Genomic DNA, 22721 nt, shown 5'->3' on the forward strand with positions numbered 1-22721 from the left:
CCGTCGTCGGGTCATCGACGCCCTCCCTTTCGGCTCTGTCGCCTCGTCGCGGGACAAGTATGAAACGGGGGTACGACAGGAACTTCCTGCCACGAAGGTGCCGCCCTCGCCGTGGCATCATGCACCGCGTGACACAGGGTGCATTCGACCGTATGTCCCTGCTGGGGTTTCTCGGTCCTGTCCCGACGAAGGCCGACCTTGCCGTCGAGTGTCTGGAGCGGGTCGATTGCGGCCGTTACGTTCGCGAGAAGATCAGGTACTCGGTCGGCCCGGGCGAGTTCGTCTCGGCGTTCGTCTGCGTGCCCCACGACCTGACCGGTCCGGCGCCGACGGTGTTCTGTCACCATCAGCACGCATCCCGATTCGATCTGGGCAAGAGTGAGGTCGTCGGGTTGGCCGGTGATCCCGACCAGGCCTACGCACATGAGCTCGCCGAACGTGGCTTCGTCACCATCGCGCCGGACGCGATCGGATTCGAGGAACGCAACTGGAGCCCGGACGGGGCGTCCAACGTCACCTGGTTCGAGTCGTCCACCCGGCTGGTTCGCGGACGGACCATGCTCGCGGCCTGCCTGCATGAGATCTCGGCGGCGCTCGACTACCTGACGTCGCGCCCTGAGGTCGACGCCACCCGCATCGGTTTCCTCGGCCATTCCTACGGCGGCCGGATGGCCCTGTGGGCGCCCGCCTACGACTCCCGGATCACCGCCTCGGTTTCGAACTGCGGCTGTATTCCGTTTCGGCACTCGTACTCCCACGACACGGGTATCCACGCCGAGTTCGTGGTCCCCGGGTTTGCCGCGAGCCATGACCTCGAGGATGTCATCGCCTGCTTCGATCGAACGGCGCTGCTCATCTCGGCGGGAACGGCTGACAAATGGAGTCGCGGCGCCGAGGAACTGTTCGCCGCCGTCGAACGCCAGCTCGGCGACCGCGCCGAGCTCGCACTGTACGAGGGCGGCCACGTCTTCACCCCCGCCATGCGCGAACGGGCGTACCAGTTCCTGACCGATCGCTGCTGACGCGACTACGCGGGCCGGATCGTGAGCTGGATGAGGCGCTGGAGCTGGGTGGCGGTGCGGTCGAGCGGCTCGATGCTGTGTTTGGCCCGGCACATCGCGACGGTTCCCTCGACGGCGGCGACGATCAGGGTGGCGACCTCGTCGGCGTTGGTGGGGTCGGCGCCGTGTTCGCGTAGTGAGGTGGCCAGCAGGTTCTCCCAGTCGGTGAAGGCTTGGGCGGCGGCGGCCAGGGCGGGCGGTGTCGGGCCGTCGGGTGGTTCTTCGATGGCGACGGCCAGGACGGGGCAGCCGGCGCGGAAGTCGGTGTCGACGACGATGGCGCGCCAGAGGGCGAGGAAGGCTTCCAGGCCGGCGGCGGGTCCGGCGCGCAGGGCTTTGCGCAGGCTGTGGGCGATGGTGTCGCCGGTGTAGCGGACCGCTTCGGTGGCCAGTTGCTGCTTGCCGTCGGGGAAGTAGTGGTAGGTGGATCCGAGCGGGGCGCCGGAGTGTTTGGCCATTTCGCGGATGCTGGTGGCGGTCAGTCCGCGGCGGCTGATCATGTCGGCGGCGCCGGCCACGATGCGCTGGCGTGCTTCGGGTTTGTTGCTGGTGACCAATGCCGTACCCCTCCTGGCTATAACGACTGTCATAGTCTACCGTTGGCCCGGCTATAACAGTCGTCATAACGCGTGGAGGTCGCCCGATGCCGCTGAACACACTCACTCCCCCGGCAGGTCGACGCGCAGGGCGTACCGATGCGTGAATTGATCTATGCGGCGCGCAAGCGCGTCGAATGGCGGGAGGCCCCGGATCCGGTGTTGCGGTCGGATCGGGAGGCGATCGTCGCGCCGGTGGCCGCGACCAGCTGCGACGTGGACTCCGCGATCCTGGCCGGACACGGTTTCCTGGAACCGCCGTTCGCGATCGGGCACGAGGCGGTCGCCCGGGTCGTCGACATCGGTGACGCGGTCACCGGAGTCGCGCCGGGTGATCTCGTCGTGGTGCCATGGGCGATCAACTGCGGCAGCTGTACGGCGTGCACCGCCGGCCTGACCGCACACTGCGCGTCGGTGCCGCACATGGCGATGTACGGCGCTCCGCTCGGCGGCACCTGGGGCGGGCTGTTCTCCGACCTGGTCCGGGTGCCCTGGGCGGATGCGATGCTGGTGCCCCTGCCTCCCGGCCTCGACCCGGTCGCGATGGCGTCGGCCAGCGACAACTGGTCCCTGGCGTGGCGCCTGGTGGCTCCGCACCTGAAGGCCCGGCCGGGCGCCCGGGTACTGGTCATCGCCCGCGGCAGCATCGGCCTCTACGTCTGCGACATAGCCCGCGCCCTGGGCGCCGGTGACGTCCTCTACGTCGACCCGGACCCGGAGCACCGGAAACTGGCGGCCGGCTTCGGCGCGCGTACCGCCGAGATCCTCGAACCGGTCCGGCACGGCTTCGACCTGGCGATCGAAGCGACCGGTCGCGTCGCCGAACTGGCGGCCGCCTTGCAGAGCCTGGCGCCCGAAGGCTTCTGCGAATCCGCCGGCAACCATTTCCGGCCCGGCGAGCTGCCGCTGCTCGACATGTACCTGACCGGCGTGACGCTGCGGATCGCCCGCGACAACGTCCGCGCCCACATCCCCGACGCGCTCGCCCTGGCCGCCACCGGCGATGTCGATCCCCGGCGAGTGGTCTCACACGTCCTGGACTGGGAGGAGCTGCCGGACGCGCTTGCCGAACGGCGGCTCAAACCCGTCTTCGTCCGCGACCTGCGATCCGCCGATGCGTGAGCTGCATTTTCTTCGGGCCGGGCGGCTCGGCTGGCGGCCGGCCACCCCGCCGGCCGCGCTGCCCGCCGATGCGGCGGTGGTTCGCCCGTTCATCGCCGGCCGCTGTGACGGCGACACCCTGCCCATCCACCGCCCGGTGTCCCGCGCACTGCAAGCCGGCATCGCCGCCGGCCTGGTCGACCCGGTCGTGGCGGGCATCTGCGGCCCCGTGCCGTTTCGCGGGCCGTTCGGTATCGGCCACGAGTGCGTCGCCGAAGTCGTCGCCGTCGGCACCGACGTCCACGACATCACGGTCGGCCAGACCGTCATCGTCCCCTGGGCCGTCTCCTGCGGCACCTGCCCGCCCTGCCTGCGCGGACTCACCTCCAAATGCAACACCACCCGCAGCGGTACGACGTTGGCCGCCTACGGGTTCGGCCCGGCCAGCGGCCCGTACGGTGGCATGATCACCGACGCCCTCGTGGTCCCTCACGCCGACCACATGCTGGTCGTCGTCCCCGCCGGCGTCCCACCACTGCGAGTGGCCGCCGCCAGCGACAACCTCGCCGACGCATGGCGCACCGTCGTGCCCGCGCTCACCGAACGCCCCGGCGGCACGGTGCTCGTGCTGGGCGGCGGCGCCAAGAGCATCGGCCTGTACGCGGCCGGCCTCGCCGTCGCCCATGGGGCCACCGTCGTCGACTACCTCGACGACGATCCGGGCCGGCGCCGTATCGCCGAGAACCTCGGAGCACGCGTCGGCGCGCTCGGCAGACTCCCCCACCGCGGCGGCTACGACATCGCCGTCGAGGCGACCTCGCGCCCTCGATGCCTCCGGCAGGTCCTGACCGCGGTCGCTCCCGGCGGGACCTGCACCGCCGTCGGCTACTACCTGTCGACCGGGACCCGCATACCCCTCATGCGCATGTACGCCACCGACGTCACCCTGCACCTCGGCGTGTCCCATCCCCGCGCCGTCCTGCCGCAGCTGCTGGCGTTCCTCGCCGCCACCGGCTTCCCCGCCGAGTCAGTGAACACGCTTGTCGCGGACTGGGACGACGCCCCGCACGCCTACCGCGCCAGGACCACCAAGGTGATCCTGCAACGAGACTCGTCGCGGACGACGACCTGACCGGTATCCGGTGGCGCCGGTCTGGCACCGTACGGTCATGGTCGACGCCGTAGCACTCCGGGCCGCCTACGACGCGCAGATGCGCCTGCCGACCGGCGCGGTCCCGACCGGCGTGACGCATGAGTACGACGGTCCGGTGCTGCGGATCGTCGGCGGGCATGTGGGCCGGGTACGGGCACCGCGTGACGTCGGTGTCACCGGTGCCGAGCTCGACCGGCTGATCGCGCGCCAGCGGGACTACTTCCGAGCTCGGGGGCAGGGCGTCGAATGGAAGCTCCGGGACCACGACCTGCCCGCGGAACTCTCCGAGCGCCTGGTTGCGGCCGGGTTCGTACCGCAGGAGCCGTCGACGGTCCTGGTCGGCTTCGCCGGGCAGGTGGCGGCCGACCCGGTCCTGCCCGACGGTGTCGTCTTGCGACGGGTCAGTGCGGTCGAGGATCTGCGGCGGTTCGCCGATCTGCAGAGCGAGGTCTTCGGCGTCGACTGCTCGTGGGTCGCCGGCGACCTCGCCGCGCGGGTGTCGGCTGACCCCGGCCAGCTCAGCATCCTGGTCGCGCAGGCCGGTGACCGGGTGGTCTGCGCCGCCTTCGCGGACTTCTGCCCGGGGACCGACTTCGTCGCGCTGCTCGGCGGTGCGACCCTGCCGGATTGGCGGGGACGCGGTCTGTACCGTGCCATGATCGCCGAACGGGCCCGGGAGGCCGTCGCGCGGGTTCCGGCTGCTGCACGTCGATGCGTCGCCGGCCAGCGCGCCCATCCTGCGCCGGTGCGGCTTCCACGCGATCGCGACCTCGACGCACTACCAGTGGATGCCGTAGAAACAGCCGGCGTCGATCATCGTTGCCGGCGAGTAGGGTCCACTGTGTGCACTCGAATCCGGGCGACATCGTCTATGCCTACCGGAAGACGAAGCCGCCCTCGCGGCGCCGCTTCAGCTTGCGTTTCGGTGTCCAGCATCCGGTCCTGCGCCTGGAGCCGTGGTATCACACCGACAGTGACGGCACCGACTGGATCTCGGTGCTGCCCGTGCCGTACGGCGTGCTCGAGACGCGGCTGGACCCGCGCGATGTGGTGGTCATCCCGGCGGTCGACTGTGTCGCCTACAAGGACACCATCCCGGGCGACATGCTCGAGGTGATCCGCGAGGTTCTCCGCGGCGAGCATCCGCAGTACGCCTGGATCTCAACCGACAGCGACGAGGGGCAGGAGCGCCCCGCCGACGTCTTCCCCACCGTCCGTGAAGCGCTCCAGCACCCGGAGTCCACGTGATGCCCATTCGTCGAATGGGCCGGCGGCGAAAGCAATTCATGCGGTCTTGATAATATGTTCACGGCCGGGGCCAGTTGCGGGTCAATGAATTAACTGGACCGAAATCACCACGAACGGCGTCCCCTGTTGACACGTGGTCATCAGGTCGGGGACCACCCGGCCGGTCACCGCCACCCGCGCACCGGCCCTGATCACCGCACGGTCGCCGCCGACCAGCAGATATTCGCCGAGCAGCAGACATTGACTCTCGACACCGGCGGTGACAATTCCCGTCAGAGTGCGCGGATCGGTTTGCATTGCACCATCATCACCCCGCACTAGGATCGGCGCGAGATCTACCACCGGTCGACCATTCTCAATATGCTCCGGGCCAATGTGAGTCCCTCTGCTCGTGCCCGGAGGACACCTGTGCCGTTGAAGAAATCCATCCGCACGGCCTTGGCCGTCGCCATGTCGACCACCCTGGTAGCGACCGGCGCCGACGTGGCCCGCGGTGCGCCGGACATCCCCTCGGAGCTCTACATCGTGCAGCTGGCGGCACCACCCGTCGCCGGCTACACCGGTGGGGTCTCCGGCATTCCCGCGACCCGGCCCGACGCCGGCGAGAAGATCGACCTCGGCAGCAGCGCCGCGACGGCGTACCGCAGTCATTTGAAGTCGGAACGCCAGCGGACCCGCAACCTGGCCGGGGTTTCGGCGGCCGAGACCCTTTATGAGTACGACGTGGCGTTCAGCGGATACGCCGCCCGGATGACCGCGACCGAGGCCGACGTGCTGCGCCGCAGCGCGGGCGTGCTGGCGGTGTCGAAGAACGCCGTCCACAAGGCCGACACCATCTCCACCTCGGAGATGCTCGGGCTGACCGGCCGCGACGGTGTGTGGCAGCGCCAGTTCGGCGGCTCCAAGAAGGCCGGCCTGGGCGTGATCGTCGGCGTGATCGACACCGGCATCTGGCCGGAGAACCCGGCGTTCGCCGCTCTGCCCGGCCCGCGCCCGGACCAGCGGATCATCAACGCCAAGTGGAAGGGCGTCTGCCAGCAGGGTGCGGAGACCGACCCGGCCCGCAACATCACGTGCAACAACAAGCTGATCGGTGCCCGGTACTTCACCGAGGGCGGCGTCAACGACACGAACCCCGGTGAGTTCCAGTCGCCGCGTGACTTCAACGGCCACGGCTCGCACACGGCCGGCACCTCCGTCGGTAACCAGGGTGTGGACGCGGTCATCGACGGCAAGGTCGTCGGGAAGGCGTCGGGCATGGCCCCGGCGGCCCGGCTCGCCGTCTACAAGGCCCTGTGGGATCAGGGCGGCGGCAGTGGCAGCGGTACGACCGTCGACCTGGTCGCGGCGATCAACGCGGCGGTCGCCGACGGCGTCGACGTGATCAACTACTCGATCTCCGGGTCCACGTCGTCGTTCGTCGACCCGGTCGAGCTGGCGTTCCTCAACGCCGCCAACGCCGGGGTGTTCGTCGCGGCGTCGGCCGGTAACAGCGGGCCGGCGGTGAGCACGGTGGCGCACAACTCGCCGTGGATCACCACGGTGGCCGCCAGCACCCACGACCGCGGCTACGACAAGACGCTGACTCTCGGTAACGGCACCACCTACCCGGGCGCCGGTCAGGGCACCGCCGTGCCGTCCGCGCCGCTGGTGGACTCCGAGGTGGCCGGTCTGCCCGAGACCCCGGTCGCGCAGGCGCGGCTGTGCTACTCCGGCGGGCTCGACCCGGCGAAGGTGACCGGCAAGATCGTGCTGTGCCTGCGGGGCGGCAACGCCCGTACCGATAAAAGTCTTGCGGTCCGGCAGGCCGGCGGTGTCGGCATGATCCTCTACAACAACCCGGACAACTCCATCAACGCCGACTACCACTTCGTGCCGTCCGTGCACGTCAACAGCGCCGCCGGTCTGGCGATCAAGGCGTACGCGGCGACGGCGGGCGCCACCGCCACGCTGTCGGCGGGCACCGAGATCAAGGTCCGGGCGCCGGAGATGGCGTCGTTCTCCTCGCGTGGCCCGGCGCTGGCCGGTAACGGTGACCTGCTCAAGCCGGACATCACCGCGCCCGGTGTGGACGTGGTGGCGCCGGTCGCGCCGCCGGGCAACCACAACCGCACGTGGGACGCCTACTCGGGCACGTCGATGTCGAGCCCGCACATCGCCGGCCTGGCCGCCCTGGTGATCAGCGAGAACCCCGGCTGGTCACCGATCTGGGTCAAGTCGGCGCTGATGACGACGGCAGGGCAGACCGACAGCACCGGCCAGCCGATCCAGCGTTCCGGGGCCGCCGCGACGCCGCTGGACTACGGTGCCGGGCATGTGCGTCCCGGGCTGTCGTTCCGGCCGGGCCTGGTCTACGACTCGACCTACCCGGACTGGATCCGGTTCGCCTGCGGCAGTGGAGCCAGTGGGGCCGCCTGCGATCAGTACGGTGCGATCGACCCGACCGACCTCAACTACCCGTCGATCGCGATCGGTGACCTGGCCGGCAAGCAGACGACCACCCGTACCGTGAAGAACGTCAGCAAACTGCCCGGCCTCTACGAGGCGAAGATCCAGGCCCCAGCGGGTACGACCGTGACGGTCACGCCGAAGAAGTTCGTCGTGCTGCCGGGCAAGTCGGTGTCGTACAAGGTGACCGTGACCCGTACCGACGCAGCGATCGCCCAGTGGACGTTCGGGTCGCTGACCTGGGTGAACAAGGCCGATCCGAAGCGTCTCGTCTCCTCCGACGTGCGTAGCCCGATCGCGGTCCGGCCGGTCGCCATCGCCGCCCCGGTCCAGGCCGCCGGGACCGGGGTAAGCGGGTCGGCCGCGCTGAGCGTCATTCCCGGCTTCACCGGCACCCTGAGCGCCGCCCCGGCCGGGCTGGTCCCGTCCACGGTGAACAGCCTGCACCTGGTCGGCTCGGAGACCGATTTCGACACCGCGGCTCCGGCGGTCGGCCCGTCGGTGGGCAAGGTGACGCTGACCGTTCCGGCCGGCACCCGCCTGGCCCGGGCTGCGACCTTCGACGCCGACGTTCCGGAGGGCACCGACCTGGACGTGTTCGCCTACCGGGCCGGCACCAGCACGCTGGTGGCGTCGAGCGCCGGGTCGACGGCTGAGGAACAACTCACCCTCGCCGCCGGCGCTTACGACATCTATGTGGTGCAGTTCGCCACGCCGCCCGGCGTCGAGGAGCTCGACGTGCCGCATCACTCGTGGATCGTCGGCGACACCGCCGCCGGCAACCTCACCGCCACCCCGGCCGGCCAGGCCGTCACCCTCGGCACCGCCGTCACGGTGACGGCGACCTGGACCGGCCTTTCCCCGGCAACCCGCTACCTCGGACTGATCGCCTACAGCGACGGCTCCACCCGGATCGGCCAGACGATCCTGTCCGTAGTGGCCTGACGCCTCGTCGGGACACCGCCGCCCCCAGCGGTGTCCCCACGATTTCACCCCGGAGCCGGCCGAGCCCTTTCGGCCGGGCGTTTCAGGCAGGCGAGTCGAGCGCCGCCCCGACCCGTCCCACGACCGCCGGCACGTCGCCGCGTTCTCCGGCGAGCAGCCATTCACACAGCTGGACGGACGCCTCGACCACGGTCCGGACACGGTACCTTCGGTTGTTGTCTGTTGTCGGGCTGTTCCCTGATTTCCGCTGACGATCGGACCGATGTATCCGCAGGTCAGGATCGGGCGACAACCTGCATCAGAAGGCAAGCCGAGTGCCTGAACGCTTGGCGATCAACGAGAATGGCCGGATGACCACGAGCGCACGACCCGATCCGGGCAACGCAACCGAGTTCATCGAGGTGAGTACGGCCACCGAGACCAGAGACGCCGCTGTCGCGCTCGCTCGGATGGCCGTCGAGTCCCGTCTTGCCGCCGGGGCACAGATCACCGGACCAGCCATCTCGGCGTTCTGGCACCTCGGCGAATTCGGGACCGGTGAAGAATGGCGACTTGTCCTACGGACACGATTCGACCTGTTTGATGACCTGCGAGCCGAGCTGACGAAGAATCATCCGTGGCAGAAACCCGAGATCATCGCAACCCCGATTCTCGCGGGCTCAACGGAGTTCCTTGAATGGATTAGAGTGTCGACACGAGACGCAGACAGCTAGGCGTTAACCTTCTCGAACAACTCTGCGACCTCGGGAACGGTCCGGTATTCACCCAGTCCCCCAAGGACTCGGGAAAGTTGCTGCCGAGGACGAACCGAGGCGACTCCCGCCGTGAGGTCGAGGGCACGACTGACAGTGGCGGCCGATTCCTCGACTTCTCCGGCATTCAGATACGAGTCCGCCAACCAGGACAGATAGAGCGCCTTGTCACGAGCGTATGCGTCGTCAAAATCGGCAAGAACGGTCTTCAGGATCGGTACGGCCCGGAGCGGTCGCCGTAATTCCGTCCAGCAACGTCCTGCCATGATCTGTAGCTCACTCTCGTCGACCCAGGCCGACCAATCAGGATCCGGTTCCTGCCCGCCGACCATGAGCGCCTGCTGAGCGTCATCGAGTGCTCGCGCTGTCTCGTTGGCGTTACCGGCGACAGCGTGTGCCCAGGCACGACGTTCGTGAAGCAGAGCCCCGGCTGAGCCGACTGCGGCGATGCCAGCAACCTCACATGAGGCCGTAGCGAGTTGGACAGCGACAGCCGGATCCGCCTGGATTCGCTGGTAGGCAAGGAACGCGAACGCGTTGCCTGCGAGCAGCGGCTCGCTGGCTTGCTCCGCCGCCGTGCGGCTTGCCGCATAGAGCCGCGCAGCTTCGGCGTGGTCGCCAGCATCGAATGCGGCCCACCCCGCCTGTTGGGCTTGCTCGGCCAGAACCGACAAGAGTTCGCGGCCCGTCACGTTCGAATACACCCCGTCTTTGATGAGAGCCTTTGTAGCCTCGTACTCGCCAGCGTAGATACGGAATGTGTCACCGCCACCGAGCACATTATCGAGGCGCCGGAGGCGCGCCGTACGCTTCCTCAGGACAGCCGGAAAATGCGGGCCAACGCGATGTCTTCCGTTTTCCAGCCGAAGGCCGACCGCGAATCCCGTGCCGACGGTGGCAGCCTTGAGGAAGTCTCTGCGGTGCACGGAACTGTCTCCATTCCATCGATCGTCGGCAAGTGACTGCAGGCTTTCTCCCCGCGGGAAGCACTCCCACACGCGAGGGGCGAGACCCATCATCCAACCCGGGATGAGCAGCGCGTCAGAGATTTGCGCGATCTTCTCATACGAAGTGATGCTGCCAACCCCGCGCGCCAATGCGCCCACACGCTCGGGCTTGATTCCGCACGCTTCGCCGATCTTGGAGTAGCTGATTCCCGCCCACTTCCTTACCAGGGCGAAGAGCTGTCCGAAGTCGTGTCGCGCAAGGGCTTCCCGAACATCGGCCCGATCAAGTACGTGCGCCGGAATTCCGGTGGCCGAGCTGTCCGCCGTCACTCGTACACCCCCTCCCCACCGACTCGGTACCCCCATCATGGGTACCCCCATGATGGGGAAGAGAACAGCCCCTACCAGCGCGCATCGTGGATCCACATCGAATGTCACACGACCGGGGGGATCAATGCTAAGCGCAGCAATCGTGTTCTTGGTGGTCGGCTTCGCGGCCGGACTCTTCCTTTTCAAGGTCAAACAGCGCTGGTGCCCGCACTGCGGCTCGATGACGACCGCGACCGTTCCTGAACAGCCCATTCCGGGAACACCGTCATGTCGACCGAGTTGATCGGTGTGGCGCGGCCGATCCCGGAACAGCCTGGCGACCATGTTCCCGAGCGGCCATCGTGGGACTGCGGCAAGTGCGGACAGACTTGGCCGTGCGCCAACGCGAAGTCTGACCTTTTGTGCGAACACTTCACCACTCCGTCGGGCGCGCTGGTCCGTCTGGCCCTGCACATGTGGGAGGCGTTCGACGACTTTGCCGCGCGCGGCCAGATACCGCCGGATCTACGTGAGCGGTTCATCGGATGGGTCCGCGATTTGCCGTGAGTTATACGGTCCGGCGGTTCTGCCGCCTTTCAGAGCCCAGGAATCCATCCTCAGCGACGAGAGAGAGTCAATCGGCGATGACCACAACGCGGCCGGACCCGCACGAGCCGGTGATCCCCGTACGTGACCCGCGCTCCCGCCGGACGGTGTTGACGGTCGGTCCGCGTCATCTGCCGGCCGACGGGTGGGCGAGCGTGTGGCTCGACACCGGGTCAGGACCGGGCTACGTGCGCCGGGTACGTAGCGATCGGCTCACACTCGCCGACGCCGATGATGGCGACGGCGACAGCGCGATCTACCATCTTCACCCCGCGTCGGAGGACATCCACGGGTCCCTGTGAAGTGTTCCCATGAGGATCGGCAGGAGGATTGCAACAGGTCAGTTGGCGGGCACCGCGATCGCACCGGTCAGCGCTGCCGCGGCGCCACCGGCAGGGCGAACCTCCAGAAACCGTCGAAGTCGGGGTCACGCATCACCCAGAAGGCGCCGACGTCGCTGCTCTGCTGCTCGAACGTGAAGCCGACCACCTCCGGCTCCGGTTCGGTGTCCACGACCGTGCAGGAGAGACGCCCGGGACCGGTCATCGACCAGGTGAACTGCTCGGTGATTACGCCGCCGAGCACGCTGTCGCTGTGGATCTCACCGGTGCCGCCGGGATCGAAGCGGATGTAGTCGGACATCAGCGCCGTGTGCGTGCCGGGCAGGGTCACCCACTCGCCGATCGGGCCCTCGGTCAGCAGGCGGCTACGCACATCAGGCTCACCGAGGTCCATAGGCCGGATTCTATCCGCGCGCTACCCGCTGGAGCCGTCGGAGCCCGTACATCAATCGCTGGTTTGTCTCTTGTATGAAGCGAAATGCGCAGCGGTCAGGACGCATATCTGGCGGTCATGGTGTTGACCGCCTCGGTCACGGCCTGGTCGGTCGCCGATCGCGCCGGCGCCCAGTCGGTGAGCAGCAGCGTGGGCCAGAAGACGAAGTTGGAGATCATGCCGAGGAACTGGGTCGCGGCGAGGTCGGGATCGTCGACCTTCGCGGCGCCGGCGGCATGGGCGGCCGCCAGGTATCGGCTGACCGATTCGAAGTACGGCATTTTGCCCCGGCTGAACTGGGCCTCGCCGAGTTCGGGGAAGCGCGGCAGTTCGGCGATGACGATCCGGAACAGTGCCGTCATCCCGGGCCGGGTGAGCAGGTCGACGTACCGGTGGCCGATCGCGGTGAGGCCGGCGCGCAGGTCCCCGGCGTCGGGCTCCGGGCCGGCCGGGTCCTCCACCTGCCAGGACTCGGTCACGATCGCGTCGAAGAGCGCGGCCTTCGTGGGGAACTGCTTGAAGAGGGTGGCCTTGGAGACCCCGGCCGCGTCCGCGATCTTGGCGAGCGAGGTGCCGTCGTAGCCGGTGGCCAGGAACAGGCCGGTGGCGGCCTCGACGATGGCCGCGCGCTTTTCTTCGGCTACGCGCCGGTGGTACGCGGAGGGTTCGGTGCTCACGGCTCCCAGTATGCCCGAAGGCGAGGTGAGTCACTTGACTCACCTCGGCAGCCGCCCCTAACCTCGATCCTGAGGTGAGCCGCTCGACTCACCACCGGAACTCTGCAGAGGTGCGCACCATGCCACGTTTCACCGGCCAGACCGTCCTGATCACCGGCGGCACCGGCGGGCTCGGCGAAAGCCACGCCCGCGCCTACCACGCCGAGGGCGCGAACGTCGTCATCGGCAGCTCGGCGGGCAGCCCGAGCAAGGCCACCACACTTGCCGCCGAACTGGGCGAACACGCCCTCGCGGTGCAACTCGACGTCACCCGCGAACAAGACTGGACGAACGCCGTCGCCGCGGCCGACCGAGCCTTCGGCCCGGTGACGATCCTGGTGAACAACGCGGGCGTGCAGAACCCCGCCGCCACGATCGAGGCGACCGACGCAGCCGTCTGGGACCGCACCTTCGCGATCAACGTGACCGGCCAATTCCTCGGAATCAAAGCGGTCACTCCGGCGATGCGGCGAGCCGGCGGCGGCGTGATCGTCAACATCGGATCGACCATGGGGTACGGCGGCACCGCGCTCTACGCCCCCTACGTCGCGAGCAAGTGGGCGATCCGGGGGCTGACGCTGAGTGCCGCGCTGGAGCTGGGCCGGGACAACATCCGGGTCAACGCGATCCACCCAGGCGTCATCTCGACCAAACTGATTCACGAGCCGGCCGTGCCGGGCGGGCGGCCGATCTCGGACTTCTACGACCCGGAACCGTTCGCGATCCCCCGGCTCGGCGACCCAGCCGACGTCACCGCCGCGCTGCTCTACCTCACCTCGCCGCAAGCGTCGTTCGCGACCGGAACCGAACTGGTCCTCGACGGTGGCCTGCTGCTCGGCCCGGCCCTGCCCGCCGGAGTCTGACCGTGGCCACCGACGCCGCCGTCCGCACGGCACTGGAACTGACCCTCGCGTCGCCGACCCGCGCGCGGATCATCGACATCACCACGACCGGACGCCGCACCGGCCGCCCCCGGCGGATCGAGATCTTCTTCTACCGCGTTCGCGGCCGGTACTACCTCAACAGCGGGCTGCTGCGCCCACCGAGCTGGTACGCGAACCTCCTCGCCCATCCCGACTTCACGTTCCACCTGAAGAACGGGGTTCGGGCCGACCTGCGGGCGCACGCCCGGCCGGTCACCGACCCGGACGAGCGCCGCGCGGTCTTCACCGAGGTGGTCGCCGACCTTAACCAGCCCAGCAACCCGGGCACCATCAGCCAGCCCACACACCTGGCCGACTGGCTACGCGTGAGCCGCCTCGTCGAGATCACCTTCCCTGACCTCCCGTTGCCCATCAGTGAGCTTTAGTTGGCTCACGATCGGCTGTCGGTCGTTTCCGGCCGACGGTCCCCTGGCAGGTGGACGCTTCACGTCCGTTGCAGCCTTGCGGCTGCGGGTCTCCGGCCACTCCGGTACCCGACTCGCGTTCAACCAGCAGTGCGAGGTTTCGCGCCACGTTCAGATCCCGGTCCAAGGCCAGCCCGCAGGCGTCACACACAAACGTCCGGAAACGTAGGGGCAGCTTGACTTACGCCACCCCGCACCCGGAACAGGTCTTCAACGACGGGAACCAGCGGTCGGCGACATGCAGCCAGGAAGTAACCTCAGCGAGTTCTCTGCGTCAATCGGAGCCCCGATAGGTCCCGGTCGTGTCTACAACATCAGCGAAGTCAGCGAAATCCAGGTTGGCGATCGAAAGGTTCGCCGAGACCTCGGCGTAGCACTGCAAGGGAACGCGGAAGCTGCGGCCCGGCTCGGCATCCAGGTCGACAGCGAGAAGCGGGGACTCGTTGTCAGCCAGAGTCTTCGAGTCGGCGACGAACAGGTAGAACACCCTGTCATCGATGTCAGCGGCGGCATCGGCGTCAACAAGTTGCTGGACCGTAGCGTCGGCGAACACGGTGTCACTAACGAACGTGACCATCCGATGGTTGCCGATGCTACTCATAATTTCCATGAAGGCTTCCCACCGACGATCGTCATCGAAGTCCGTGCGAAGGACCAGCGATGTCAAATCATCGGGTTGAGGCAACGGCCGCATCGGGAGATCATCTCAGGCCGGACCCTGGATTGGTCGTCAAGATAGGGTCGCCGCCATGCCTGATGATCTCGGCTTCGCCTGCTCGTGCTGCGGTCAGCGGCATCCCGATCTCCCGATGGCGTATCACGCCGAGGCCCCGATCTACTGGTCCGGGCGGCTGCCGTTCAGCCGCCGGAATCGCCTGAACTCCGACCAGTGCGTGATCAAGGGCGAGGCGTTCTTCATCCGCGGGCTCATCGAGATCCCGGTGGTGGACGCCGATGACGTCTTCGCATGGGGCGTGTGGGTGTCATTGAGCAGGGAGAACTTCGCTCGGGCCGACGAACTCTGGAAGACGCCGGGCCGGGAGCAGGAACCGCCGTATTTCGGGTGGGTGTCCACGGAACTTTCCCTGTACTCGCCGTCGACCGTCAGCTTGAAGAGTCATGTCCACACCCGCCCGGTGGGCCGGCGTCCGCTGATCGAGCTCGAGGCGAGTGACCACCCGCTCGCCGTGGAACAGCGCACCGGGATCACCCTGGAACGGGTGCGCCAGATCGCCGAGACGATCTTGCATCCGCAACGCTGAACCAGCTGGTCAGCGGCCTAGCGATACGGCTACCGGTCAGTGCCAGGCGGCCGCCATCGCGACGATCGCGGCCGCTACCGCTTCCGGGTCCACCAGCTGGTGGAGATGCCGGCCAGGGACGTGCTCGACCGCCCACCCTCGCGCCGACGCTAGCTTCGCCAAGGGCTCGTACGGCGGGCCGAACAGCAGATAGCCACACGGACGGTCGTTCCAATCGGCCGGAACGGGCACCAGCTCCTCGTAGTAGCTCAGCGGCAGCCGTGGCTGCTCAGCAGACACCGCTGAACGGGTTGTCGCGTCGGGGAACATCGGCGCGACGTCGGACTCGTCCCACCACTCCGTCCACTTCGGCAACCGGCCGTCGGCAACTTTCGGCCGCAGGAAATCCAGCAGCTCAGCCGGGGCGGCGGGGGTGGGCCCGGCCGGGGACGGCAGCGCGGCGTCGACGAAAAGGCATCCGGCGACCCTTCGCGGGCTCGCGTCGACGATGACCGGCATGAACAGGCCGGCGTTGCTGTGCGCGACGAGCACGATCGGTTGATCCTGCGGTATCTGCTCGATCGCGTCCCGGACCGCGCTGACCACCGGCCGCCAGAACGGTGGACTCGCATCGGCGACGCCCACGAGCGACGGCACGATGGCCCGGATGCCTGCGGCGTCCAACCTCTGGGCGATAGGAGCCCAGGTCAACGGGCCGACCGACGGGCTGTGGACCAGAACGAAGGCGACATCCATCCGCCCACCCTGCACGACGATTCCTGTCAGTCGCGACCCCGATAGTCACGCTCGCCGCGAACAGCGTATGAGTCTCCCCCACTGAGCCGGATCACCGGACCGTCGTCAGTACGTACGGCCGAGTCTTTGGTTTAGGACATTGATTCTCGTGACTCAATGGATAACTATTAACAAAGTTTGCTGATTGGCTGAGGAGAAGAGAAAGCATGCGGAAACCGATGCTCACCGTTGCCCTGTCCGTGGCCGGACTGGCCATGTCGGCCCTGATGGCGCCGCCCGCGGCCGCCCATCCACGAGAGTGCGCGAGCCCGTCGATCGACCGCTACCAGCAGTGGCTGGCCAGCGGCGAAGGGACCACGGTGCCGGCCACCGGGAGCATGCTCGTGCCGGTGCACGGCAGAGACCGGTATGCCGCCCGGATCTCCTTCGTCAACCAGGAGTGGCACGTCGCCGTGCTCTGGCTGGGCAACCAATTCGAGGCCCAGGCCGACCTGTCACGCTCGGCCGGATTCCGGCTCACCTACAGCGCGACCGACGACGTCTACCTGCAGCTGCGGCCGGCCTCGAAGTGGAGCGGCGGCGCCCAGTGGGCCACCCTCATCCCGTCAACTCACGGGCGCACGGTGACGCGGTTCTTCACCTTCCGGCCGTACGCGTGGGGGCCGGTGACCGAGCTGGGCACGCCCACACATCCGTTCTCGACGGCGCTCGCCGAGGCGCGTGGCTTCGTGATCGTCGGCAAGACCGCCAACCAGCTGGAGTTCCGCGGGCTGCGGGTGGACGGCTACACCCCGCCCTGCGTCGAGCCGTAGACACGGCGCCGCTGTAACGGTCAGCGCGCCGGGCCCACTCATCTCCGGCAACGCGATGAGACCAGCTCACCGCCCGAAATGAGCTGGATCGTACGGTCGCTGACCGGCCGTGCAATGACAGCAACGCTCCACGACGCCATCCGCGTTGTACCAGTCGTGGCGACCGCAGTCGGTTGTCCCCTTTCGGGCCACGCCCCGATCGATCAAGAACCACGGAAAATGTCGCCTCAACCGTGTCCGCCATCGATACCGACCCCGGCCGTTGTGATCCATCACCGAAAGCTACGGCAGAGTGGTCCGGAGCCGCAGCCGATATCAGCCCGGCCATCGTCTGTGGTCAGCGCAGCACGTCCTGCCCACCGTCGGCAGGCCTGCGACGACCAGTCGTTGCGGCCCCGGCATGTCTGGCGCCCGGATAACAGGAGGTCCGCTCCGGGCCTGATGTTGTGGCTGGCCGCGAATCGCCCGTCAGGTCTTCGTCGACGTCCAGGTGGACCCGTTAACCACGACCAGCGTCAGGAGGATCACCACCACGGCGCAGACCGTCGTCACGGCCGCAATCGGCGCCGACCATGACCGGAACCGCGGAATCCCTCTGACGACCAAGGCGACGACAAGCGCTGACGGCACTATGAACAGCTCAAGCAAGCCGTAGAGCCCCGCATACCCACGGCTGCTCCCCTCCGCGCTGTTGACGCCCATGCACATCAGAACGACGACCAGAACGTGAGGCGCTGCGGCCAGGCCCGCGCCGACCTCTGGCCTGCCCTCCGGCGGAGGCCGCGAATCCGCTGGCATCTCTTCATCCACATGGACTCCCGCAGCAACGCTATGCACAGAAGATCTGTGTCTGCGGGGAAAACCTAGAGTGTGACTCTTTTAAGCACATCACGGAGAAGTCCCTGGCTGGCGGTGCGCCGACACGTCGTCAGCGTGCGGTCGCGCGCGGACGGATCGTCGTGCCGTCGGAGAGCGTCAGCGACACCTGCGGCGATCCGGGTTCGACCGAGTAGGGGCATCGCTCGGCGGGGTCCTCACAGATCGCCGGCAAGCACTCCGGTGGACGGCGATCGAAGTAGCCGCCCGAACGGCCGATCCACCGGCTCGTCGGCTCCGAATCCCTGCATGTCGGGTGGTCGATGCGCAGGAAGACGGTGACGCGTGGAACCGGAGAACGACGACGGCGTCGGGGAACAGGCCCGTGACCTGGTGGTGGCCGACCGGTACCGGCTGATCGCCCTGGCCGGGTCCGGCGGCATGGGCCGGGTGTGGCGCGCTCACGACGACCTGCTGGACCGGGAGGTCGCGGTGAAGGAGGTCCTGGCGCCGGACGCGCTGCCGTACCTCGACCGGACCGAGATCCTGCGCAACACGGTCCGGGAGGCCCGGGCCGCGGCCCGCCTCGATCACCCCAACGTGATCCGGGTCTTCGATGTGGTCCGTGCGGCCGGCCGGTCGTGGATCGTCATGGAGTACGTGCCGTCGCGCTCGCTGCACGACATCGTGACCCGTGACGGCCCGCTGGCGCACCGGCACGCCGCCCGGATCGGGTTGACGCTGCTGGAGGCGCTGGACGCCGCGCATCGCGCCGGTGTGCTGCACCTCGATGTCAAACCGCACAACGTGCTGATCGCCGAAGACGGCCGGGTCGTGCTCACCGACTTCGGGCTGGCGACCTTCGTCGCCGTCCCGGCCGGGCAGGACGAGCCGCTGCTGGGATCACCGCGTTACCTCGCCCCGGAACGGCTGCGCGACGGCGTGTCCAGCCGGGAGGCCGACCTGTGGTCACTGGGCGCCACCCTCTACATGTCGGTGGAGGGCCGGCCGCCGTACGCCCGGCCGAAGGTCGAAGATTCGCTGGAGGCCCTGCTCAGCGGGCCTCCGGATCCGCCGCAACGCCCGGGCCCGTTGCACACCGTCATCGCGGGTCTGCTGCTCACCGACCCGCAGCAGCGGCTGACCGCGGACGCCGCCCGTTCGCAGTTGCGGGATCTGACCCGGCGGGCCGTCGGGGTCCACGCCGTGCCGGCACCGCGCCGCCCGGCCGGCAAGGCCGTGCACTATCGGTCCGCCGCCGCGCCGGTGGTGTCCGCCCCGCCCGCGGAGCCCGTTCCCGTACCGCCCGTGGAGGCCGTACCACCGCGATGGCGTGGCCTGCTCATCGTCGGCGTGGCCACGGCCGTCGTGGCCACCGGAGCCATCGCAGCGGTCCTTGCCAACGACAACCGCGGCGACGATGCTGCCGCAGCGCCGTCACCCGCGCCGGTGGCCGTCGCCAGCCCGATGACAGCCTGCCCCACCGCCGAGTCGCAACCGGTGAGCGACTCCGGATCGGAGGCGCCGATCTCGCTGCCCGAGGGCTGGTTGTGGCATGTCGACACCGCCGGGTTCGCCCTGCCTGTTCCGCGCGGCTGGCATCGCGGCTCCGACGGCGGCGACGTGTGCTTCGGTGATCCCGGCGGCGTCCGGTCGTTCACCGTCCAGGCCGGCGGCCCGCTCGACGGCCGGCCGCTGCGCCGGTGGCAGGACGCCGAACGGGACACGCCGCCCGGCTACCGCAAGGTCAGCATGGGACTGCTGCTGGTCATCGGTGGCGGAGCCGACTGGGAGTACTCGTGGCAGCCGGGAACCGGGCCGCGCCTGCACACGTACCGGATGCTGCTTGCCGCCGGCGATGATCGCTCCTATGCGCTGACCTGGACCACCCGGGACGCCGATTGGAGTCTCGACCTGCCCATCCAGCGCACCCTGGTCACCGGGTTCCGCGACTCGTCCCGGCCAACGGCGACCTGGACGATCCCGGGTCCACGAAAATGACCGAAAAGAAATCCGCCATCCGGACCAATCTGAGCGACGTTCGGCCACGAATCCCTGCTGACGGAAAGCCCCACCCTTCAGCAAGGAGCACCTCGTGAAACTCTCCCGCACCCTTCTGGCAGTGCCCGCCGCGGCAGCGATCCTGCTCGCCGTGCCCACCGCCGCGCATGCCGACGAGAGCGTCCACGTCAAGCTCGACCCGCTCAACCACTCCGGCGCCGCCGGCACCGCCACCCTGACCGCCATGTCCGACGGCGACCTCAAGGTCAGCATCCGGTCCACCGGCCTGGTCCCGAACTCACCGCACGCACAGCACCTGCACGGCTCCACCGACGGCATGGACTTCCACTGCCCCGACATGTCCGCCGACGCCGACGGCAACGGCTACGTCAGCACCGAAGAGGGCATGCCCGACTACGGCAACATCTTCATCTCACTGACCACCAAGGGCGACACCACCCCCAAGAGCGGCCTGGCCATCGACCGGATGCCGACCGCCGACGCCAAGGGCAACCTGTCGTACGACCGCGTCATCCCGGCCGCCGACCTGCCGGCCGGCACGATCAAACACCTCACGGACCTGCACGTCGTGCAGCACGGCATCGACGCCAACAACAACGACATGTACGACCTCGACGGACTCGGCGAATCCACCCTCGCCAAGTCGGCCGGTCTCACCGGCATCCCGCAGGAGGCCACCGACCCGGCCCTGTGCGGCATGGTCACCGGCGCCGCAGCCGGCTCGGTCCCGGTCGGCGGCGTCGACACCGGCGACGGCAGCACCCGGCACGACCCCACCCCGCTGTACGCCCTCGGCGGCATCGCCCTGCTCGGCGCCGCCGGCGCTGTCATCGCCCGCCGCCGCCTGGCCTGACCGACCATGACCGACACCGGCACTGCGCAGCCGGCCGGGACCCGCTGGGGGCGCTACGCGCTCTCAGCGGCCGTCCTGGTCCTCAGCCTCATCGGCGTCGCCGCACTCACGCAAGGCGGCCGGCAACAGTCGAACCAGATCCCGCTCGCCGGCACCGCATCCCCGCCCAGCTCCAGCGGCACCCCCGCCGGCACCGGCGAGCTGACCACCGGACCACTGATGGCGACGTCGAACCCGACCCGCGTCGTCATCCCCGCCCTCGACGTGGACGTACCGCTGATCGGCCTCGACCAGCAGACCGACGGCACCATGCAGGTCCCCACCGACGCCCAGGCCGTCGGCTGGTACACCAGGGCACCCACCCCGGGCGCCCTCGGCCCGGCCGTACTCGCCGGCCACGTCGACTACAAGAAACAGCCTGGCACCTTCCAACGGCTCGCCGACCTCGAACGCGGCGACTCCGTCAACGTCAACCGCGAAGACGGCAGTACGGCCATGTTCACCGTGGTCAAGGTCGAGCGCTACGCCAAAGCACAGTTCCCCACCGACGCCGTCTACGGCCCGATCAACCACGCCGGACTTCGCCTGATCACCTGCGGCGGCGACTTCGACCGCGATGCCGGCCACTACGAGGACAACATCGTCGTCTACGCCGACCTCACCATGGCCCACCCCGCCCCGTGATCCGGCCGTCGAGCGGGACGCCTTTGTCCAAGCCCGTCCAATCCCGGCAACACATAAATCGATGACGTCCCAGCTTCCGCCGACGGCTCTCCGAGGCTGAGTCGTACCGGTTCGGCGGACGCCAGAACACTGGCGCCCGCCGAACCGGCCCTGATCAGCGCAGTGGACGAGCGCATCAGTTGGGGGCCTGGTGCCGAGAGAGTTCGCTATCGCTTGATCAGTTTCTTGGCAAGGGACCAGGGCACGAATCGGCCGATGACGCCTTCGACGCAGCCTTGTGCGCCGGCCTTCACCACCTCACGCCACACATAGCCGTTCCACACGACCTGCCAGGCGCTGCCGGCGAGCCAGCCGAGCCCGCAGGACCACAACGCGGCCTGAGTTGCGGCGACGACAGCAGCCGGGGTGACGACGAGCCAGAGCGGGTCGACGGCGAGCGGGTAGGCCAGACCGGAGCCGTGGTGCGGCACGTTGAGCGCCAGTTCGCCGCCGACGACGCTGTAGTGCACGCCGGTCAGCGCGGTGTTGTCCGCGGCGCTGCCGTACGGTGCGGGTAGCGCCTGGACGGGCTTGCCGGACGCGTCGGTGTAAAGGACGCTGCCGTCCTCGAGGATCGTCGGAACGCCGAGCGTGCTGGGGTAGACGAACTGCTCCGGAGCGTCGGCGTTGGCGATGACCTTGAACATCTGCGGGCCACCGCTGGTCACCCGGACCACGTCGGAGGTGCCGTCGGTGCCGGCGTAGGCGACGGTGCTCGGGCCGATCAACTTGCCCGCCCCGTCGGTGCCGTTCGGCAGGTCGATGGTGACTTTCGTGCCGTTGTCGAGTTTCACGTCGACGCCGTCGTCGGGGTTGCGGGGAACATCGACCGAGACGTTCTGCGCGGCGCTGTCCACGTCGGAGGCCGCCGGTGCCGGGGCCGCCATCGCGACGCCGGTGTCGGCCAGCGCCGCAACAGTCTCGGCTGCGGTGACGGTGTCGTCGGGGTTCGCACCGGCAGCGGATGGGACGGCCAAAGCCGCAGTCATGCAGAGCATGCTCGCAGCGATGGAGGAGGTGAGGAGACGCGGAAAGGCCACGAAATGACCCCTTCTGATGGTTGCTTGGTGGTCGAGATGACAACCCAGGCCGCGCTACGGGGCCAGGCGATCCAGGAGACAGGACCGGTTGCCGTGTCAACCTCAGCTTTAGCAGCGCCGAACAGACCCCTGAAAGCCATCGACAGCGAGATTCGCCCGGCCGACCGGAAGTCCCGTCGACCAGGGTCGCCGCTTCGGTTGCACGGCAGCCCCGTCCAGCGCACTCGTCTGCCACGAACGTCCCGGACCAGGTGAGTCTTAAGGACCACCGAAGCATCCAGCGGTCGTGGCCCATTCGCAGAATGATGCGGTTGATGTGCCCGACAGGGCCGATGGCGGCTTCGATCAACGCGGACGACTCAGCCGGACGCAGGGGTCATGAGCGAAGTGCGGCTAATGAGTAGAGGCGATCTTGGGGCAACTGTGTCATCGGATATGCCTTCTGGGTGGCCGA

At 68.4% G+C, this 22721-nt stretch carries 23 protein-coding genes and 1 pseudogene; 15 read left to right on the plus strand and 9 right to left on the minus strand.

Features of this window, described 5'->3' with window-relative positions:
- The first annotated feature begins 128 nt into the window (after positions 1-128).
- Complete coding sequence (locus AB0E94_RS43930) at positions 129-1022, plus strand: dienelactone hydrolase family protein (protein ID WP_360339546.1); 894 nt, start codon at positions 129-131, stop codon at positions 1020-1022.
- A 5-nt stretch (positions 1023-1027) separates the two neighbouring features.
- Here AB0E94_RS43930 and AB0E94_RS43935 read toward each other — a convergent pair whose 3' ends face one another.
- Positions 1028-1618, minus strand: coding sequence for a TetR/AcrR family transcriptional regulator (locus tag AB0E94_RS43935; protein ID WP_360339549.1), 591 nt, complete (start codon positions 1616-1618; stop codon positions 1028-1030).
- A 138-nt stretch (positions 1619-1756) separates the two neighbouring features.
- Here AB0E94_RS43935 and AB0E94_RS43940 point away from each other — a divergent pair, with 138 nt between their 5' ends.
- The 3 genes from AB0E94_RS43940 (at position 1757) to AB0E94_RS43950 (ending at position 5159) form a co-directional block, all read left to right on the plus strand.
- On the plus strand, positions 1757-2779 hold the full coding sequence (locus AB0E94_RS43940) for an alcohol dehydrogenase catalytic domain-containing protein (protein ID WP_360339552.1): 1023 nt from the start codon (positions 1757-1759) through the stop codon (positions 2777-2779).
- Positions 2772-3890, plus strand: coding sequence for an alcohol dehydrogenase catalytic domain-containing protein (locus AB0E94_RS43945; protein ID WP_360339555.1), 1119 nt, complete (start codon positions 2772-2774; stop codon positions 3888-3890). The genes AB0E94_RS43940 and AB0E94_RS43945 overlap by 8 nt, the downstream gene beginning before the upstream one ends.
- A gap of 864 nt (positions 3891-4754) precedes the next feature.
- Positions 4755-5159 carry a hypothetical protein gene (locus tag AB0E94_RS43950; RefSeq protein WP_360339558.1) on the plus strand — a complete coding sequence of 135 codons (405 nt, stop codon included), beginning with the start codon at positions 4755-4757 and terminating at the stop codon, positions 5157-5159.
- A gap of 81 nt (positions 5160-5240) precedes the next feature.
- On the opposite strand, the pseudogene AB0E94_RS43955 reads toward AB0E94_RS43950, so the two are convergent.
- Positions 5241-5438: pseudogene (locus tag AB0E94_RS43955) on the minus strand (hypothetical protein); the annotation flags it as partial.
- 135 nt (positions 5439-5573) lie between these two features.
- Here AB0E94_RS43955 and AB0E94_RS43960 point away from each other — a divergent pair.
- A complete protein-coding gene (locus tag AB0E94_RS43960; protein ID WP_360339561.1) occupies positions 5574-8552 on the plus strand; it encodes a S8 family peptidase in 2979 nt (992 codons plus the stop codon).
- Between the two features lie 326 nt (positions 8553-8878).
- On the plus strand, positions 8879-9265 hold the full coding sequence (gene cutA / locus AB0E94_RS43965) for a divalent-cation tolerance protein CutA (protein ID WP_360339564.1): 387 nt from the start codon (positions 8879-8881) through the stop codon (positions 9263-9265).
- Here cutA and AB0E94_RS43970 read toward each other — a convergent pair.
- Positions 9262-10581, minus strand: a complete 1320-nt coding sequence (locus AB0E94_RS43970; protein ID WP_360339567.1) for an XRE family transcriptional regulator — start codon at positions 10579-10581, stop codon at positions 9262-9264. The genes cutA and AB0E94_RS43970 overlap by 4 nt on opposite strands.
- 267 nt (positions 10582-10848) lie before the next feature.
- Between AB0E94_RS43970 and AB0E94_RS43975 the strand changes: the two genes are divergently transcribed.
- Positions 10849-11127: a hypothetical protein gene (locus AB0E94_RS43975; protein WP_360339570.1), complete on the plus strand. Its 279-nt coding sequence runs from the start codon at positions 10849-10851 to the stop codon at positions 11125-11127.
- Positions 11128-11204: 77 nt separating this feature from the next.
- Positions 11205-11468 carry a hypothetical protein gene (locus tag AB0E94_RS43980; protein WP_360339573.1) on the plus strand — a complete coding sequence of 88 codons (264 nt, stop codon included), beginning with the start codon at positions 11205-11207 and terminating at the stop codon, positions 11466-11468.
- Positions 11469-11535: 67 nt separating this feature from the next.
- Here AB0E94_RS43980 and AB0E94_RS43985 read toward each other — a convergent pair whose 3' ends face one another.
- Positions 11536-11901 carry a hypothetical protein gene (locus AB0E94_RS43985; protein WP_360339576.1) on the minus strand — a complete coding sequence of 122 codons (366 nt, stop codon included), beginning with the start codon at positions 11899-11901 and terminating at the stop codon, positions 11536-11538.
- A 95-nt stretch (positions 11902-11996) separates the two neighbouring features.
- Positions 11997-12617, minus strand: a complete 621-nt coding sequence (locus tag AB0E94_RS43990; RefSeq protein WP_360339579.1) for a TetR/AcrR family transcriptional regulator — start codon at positions 12615-12617, stop codon at positions 11997-11999.
- Between the two features lie 119 nt (positions 12618-12736).
- On the opposite strand from AB0E94_RS43990, the gene AB0E94_RS43995 reads away from it, so the two are divergent.
- Together AB0E94_RS43995 and AB0E94_RS44000 are read left to right on the plus strand one after the other, a co-directional pair.
- Positions 12737-13519: a glucose 1-dehydrogenase gene (locus AB0E94_RS43995; RefSeq protein ID WP_360339582.1), complete on the plus strand. Its 783-nt coding sequence runs from the start codon at positions 12737-12739 to the stop codon at positions 13517-13519.
- A gap of 2 nt (positions 13520-13521) precedes the next feature.
- Positions 13522-13965, plus strand: coding sequence for a nitroreductase/quinone reductase family protein (locus tag AB0E94_RS44000; RefSeq protein WP_360339585.1), 444 nt, complete (start codon positions 13522-13524; stop codon positions 13963-13965).
- Positions 13966-14278: 313 nt separating this feature from the next.
- Here AB0E94_RS44000 and AB0E94_RS44005 read toward each other — a convergent pair whose 3' ends face one another.
- The gene (locus AB0E94_RS44005; protein WP_360339588.1) at positions 14279-14698 is read right to left on the minus strand and encodes a hypothetical protein; all 420 of its coding nucleotides are present in this window, start codon (positions 14696-14698) and stop codon (positions 14279-14281) included.
- Between the two features lie 55 nt (positions 14699-14753).
- Between AB0E94_RS44005 and AB0E94_RS44010 the strand changes: the two genes are divergently transcribed.
- Entirely contained in the window at positions 14754-15266 is a 513-nt protein-coding gene (locus AB0E94_RS44010; RefSeq protein WP_360339591.1) for a DUF2199 domain-containing protein, read from the plus strand.
- 36 nt (positions 15267-15302) lie between these two features.
- On the opposite strand, the gene AB0E94_RS44015 is transcribed toward AB0E94_RS44010, so the two are convergent.
- The gene (locus AB0E94_RS44015; protein ID WP_360339594.1) at positions 15303-16001 is read right to left on the minus strand and encodes an alpha/beta hydrolase; all 699 of its coding nucleotides are present in this window, start codon (positions 15999-16001) and stop codon (positions 15303-15305) included.
- Between the two features lie 206 nt (positions 16002-16207).
- Here AB0E94_RS44015 and AB0E94_RS44020 point away from each other — a divergent pair, with 206 nt between their 5' ends.
- Positions 16208-16813: a hypothetical protein gene (locus AB0E94_RS44020; protein WP_360339597.1), complete on the plus strand. Its 606-nt coding sequence runs from the start codon at positions 16208-16210 to the stop codon at positions 16811-16813.
- A 468-nt stretch (positions 16814-17281) separates the two neighbouring features.
- Here AB0E94_RS44020 and AB0E94_RS44025 read toward each other — a convergent pair whose 3' ends face one another.
- The gene (locus AB0E94_RS44025; RefSeq protein ID WP_360339600.1) at positions 17282-17623 is read right to left on the minus strand and encodes a hypothetical protein; all 342 of its coding nucleotides are present in this window, start codon (positions 17621-17623) and stop codon (positions 17282-17284) included.
- Between the two features lie 351 nt (positions 17624-17974).
- Here AB0E94_RS44025 and AB0E94_RS44030 point away from each other — a divergent pair, with 351 nt between their 5' ends.
- The 3 genes from AB0E94_RS44030 (at position 17975) to AB0E94_RS44040 (ending at position 21188) form a co-directional block, all read left to right on the plus strand.
- Positions 17975-19630, plus strand: coding sequence for a serine/threonine-protein kinase (locus tag AB0E94_RS44030; protein WP_360339603.1), 1656 nt, complete (start codon positions 17975-17977; stop codon positions 19628-19630).
- 94 nt (positions 19631-19724) lie between these two features.
- Complete coding sequence (locus tag AB0E94_RS44035; RefSeq protein ID WP_360339606.1) at positions 19725-20504, plus strand: hypothetical protein; 780 nt, start codon at positions 19725-19727, stop codon at positions 20502-20504.
- Between the two features lie 6 nt (positions 20505-20510).
- Complete coding sequence (locus AB0E94_RS44040) at positions 20511-21188, plus strand: class F sortase (protein WP_360339609.1); 678 nt, start codon at positions 20511-20513, stop codon at positions 21186-21188.
- Between the two features lie 206 nt (positions 21189-21394).
- Here the strand turns inward: AB0E94_RS44040 and AB0E94_RS44045 are convergent, their stop codons facing one another.
- Positions 21395-22216 carry a hypothetical protein gene (locus AB0E94_RS44045; RefSeq protein WP_360339612.1) on the minus strand — a complete coding sequence of 274 codons (822 nt, stop codon included), beginning with the start codon at positions 22214-22216 and terminating at the stop codon, positions 21395-21397.
- Positions 22217-22721 lie beyond the last annotated feature (505 nt).

The organism is Actinoplanes sp. NPDC026670 (assembly GCF_040638175.1).
Lineage (GTDB): Bacteria > Actinomycetota > Actinomycetes > Mycobacteriales > Micromonosporaceae > Actinoplanes.